General features: G+C 63.3%; 3 protein-coding genes. 2 read left to right on the plus strand and 1 reads right to left on the minus strand.

Annotated features, from left to right (window positions below; translation table 11 throughout):
• Positions 1-75: 75 nt before the first annotated feature.
• Entirely contained in the window at positions 76-369 is a 294-nt protein-coding gene (locus HMPREF2924_RS05665; protein WP_071533935.1) for a helix-turn-helix domain-containing protein, read from the minus strand.
• Positions 370-688: 319 nt separating this feature from the next.
• Here HMPREF2924_RS05665 and HMPREF2924_RS36155 point away from each other — a divergent pair, with 319 nt between their 5' ends.
• Positions 689-1,039 carry a DUF2958 domain-containing protein gene (locus tag HMPREF2924_RS36155; protein WP_021204052.1) on the plus strand — a complete coding sequence of 117 codons (351 nt, stop codon included), beginning with the start codon at positions 689-691 and terminating at the stop codon, positions 1,037-1,039.
• A gap of 343 nt (positions 1,040-1,382) precedes the next feature.
• Positions 1,383-2,153, plus strand: coding sequence for a DUF2285 domain-containing protein (locus HMPREF2924_RS05675; RefSeq protein ID WP_021204051.1), 771 nt, complete (start codon positions 1,383-1,385; stop codon positions 2,151-2,153).
• Positions 2,154-2,256: the final 103 nt, after the last annotated feature.

The following is a 2,256-nucleotide window of genomic DNA, read 5'->3' on the forward strand; positions in this document are numbered from 1 at the left end:
TCAATCCCTCACGCCTTCGCGCCTGCGGCGCTACGCGCTCCGCTTGCGGAATCCAGTCTTACACGCCGACGCGCGCTACGGCGTGCTGCGCTCTTTCAACACCGCCTCAAGCTCCTGGCGTACCCGCGCCAGCAGCTCATCGGTCTTATCCGTGCTGTCGCCGGCATAGGCCAGCGTCAGCAGCGTGAGCGGATGCACCTCCATGACCTCGCACAGCTCGGTCAGCTTGTGCAGGGTCGGGCTTTTCAAGTCGCGCTCCAGCGAACTCATGTAGGTGCGGCTAGACACGTCCGAAAACGCTTCCTGGCTCAAGCCCCGCGCCTTCCTGACTGTCCGTATCGCCGTCGCCAATGAGTGTTTCGCTGTCACCAACTTGGTTTCCCCATAAAAACCAAGATGACAGTCCATTGCGCCCTATAGGGCTACAATCTATAGTGTTCATTTATGGCTGAGAGGCACGCTTTCGTGCTTTTACGGAAATCCGCATATGCGGATTTCCTCAAACCCGTGGAGCCACATCCGTGTCTTTCATGGCCTGCACAATTCCGCTTCTGCGCTTCCGTGCCTGTACGGATTCGACGGCTTACGCCTTCGTGCTTTCGCACGAAAGCACGCATCCATTTCGCCGCTTCCGTGTTTTGGCAGGAAGGCTCCTCCTTGCATCGTCGGATTCGTGGGAGCGCCAACCATGACCCAACCGCTCATCACTGCCGAACAGCACGCACAACTGCTCGCCGTTGGCGAGGCGCGCGCCAACGGCCAGAGCATCGACCCGATGCCCGTGGTGCGGCTATTCACCCCGGACGCGCACGCGACCTGGTTGCTGGCCGCGCTCGATCCTACCGATGGCGATACGGCCTACGGCCTGATCGACCTCGGGATCGGGATGCCCGCCTTGGGAACGGTGAAGCTGTCCGATCTGGCTGCCATCGTCGGGCCGTGCAAGTGGCCCGTGATGCGCGACAGTTACTTTCAACCTGCGCGGCGACTATCGGAATACGTGCGGCTGGCGCAGGAAAACGGCTCGATCATGGATTGATGCAAGCCAGCGCAGCCGGGTCAAACGGGCGCATCGTGACTATTTCGGTCTTACCCAAGACCGGGCAGGTCTGAATCCACATCCTTGCACCGAAGCGGTGCGCTTCTGACGCAAACAGTCATGATCTTTGGCGCGGGCTGCTGCACCGTGCGCCATGCCGCGCACCATTTTCGTGGCGGCGCAGCCGTCGCATTCAGACGATTTCAGCAATGCCCCGGAGCGAATCTGTCTTGACACCAGTAGTTACAGCTTACCCCGATTTCGATGACAACCTGATGGTGATTCGATAGCTCCCGCACGACGGAATCCAGGCGACGCACCCCAAGCACAGGGAGGTTCCGTCATGACTAATCGCAGCGTCGAACACTGGTATCCGACAGCGGCTTATCTCTACGTTCTGCACCAGGGCGGCCCCGCGCTGGCCTGGGAGTACCTGCGCCGAAACCCTGACTACCGGCGCGACTGGCTGCACCGCCGCCGCCGACCAGATACGGCGCATCGTTGGGGCTTGCGCCTGCTGGAAGATCCCGCCCTGGATGCGCGCGACGCACATCCGGCGTGGTTCCCCGATCACGATGGCGTGATCCAGCTCTACCCGGACGACGACCCGCCGCCGGATGCCGATGCCTTCGAGTTCTGGAACGTCCCAGGACGCAAGCACCTGATCCATGATGGCAAGCGCCTGATGCTGACGGCGCAATGGCCCGGCTGCTGCGTGCGGCTCACGCTCACGCCGAGCATGGCCGACGGAATGGCCTACCTCTACGCCATCCGAGGCTGCACTACGCCTTGCGCACGCTATCGCGCACTGGCGGCTGGGCTGGATGCGTTGTCCACTGCAACCGGGGCCGCGCCTGCGGCGGCGACCCGCTCGCGGCCCACGCACGCCGCAGTGCTGGAACTGCACACCTTGCAGGCACTCGACGCGACCCTGGCGGGCGCGTCCTTGCGCGAGGTTGCCGAGGGGCTGTTCGGCGTTGATGCCGTCGCGGCCGATTGGCACAAAGACAGCGCCTTGCGTGCCCGCGTGCGGCGCTTGGTGCGCCGGGGCGATGCGCTGATGCGCGGCGGCTACCGCCGCCTGGCACAGCTTCCGCCGTTCCCGTCGCATTAGGAGGGGGGACGTTTCGCGCCCCCTGCAAATCGTCCCTTAGCAAGAAGCCTTGCTTTCTTGAAAGTGCCTCTATCCGGCCGCGTGGTGTGGCCGGGCTTGATGG

The sequence above is a fragment of the Pseudomonas sp. HMSC063H08 genome (assembly GCF_001813645.1).
GTDB lineage: Bacteria > Pseudomonadota > Gammaproteobacteria > Pseudomonadales > Pseudomonadaceae > Pseudomonas > Pseudomonas aeruginosa.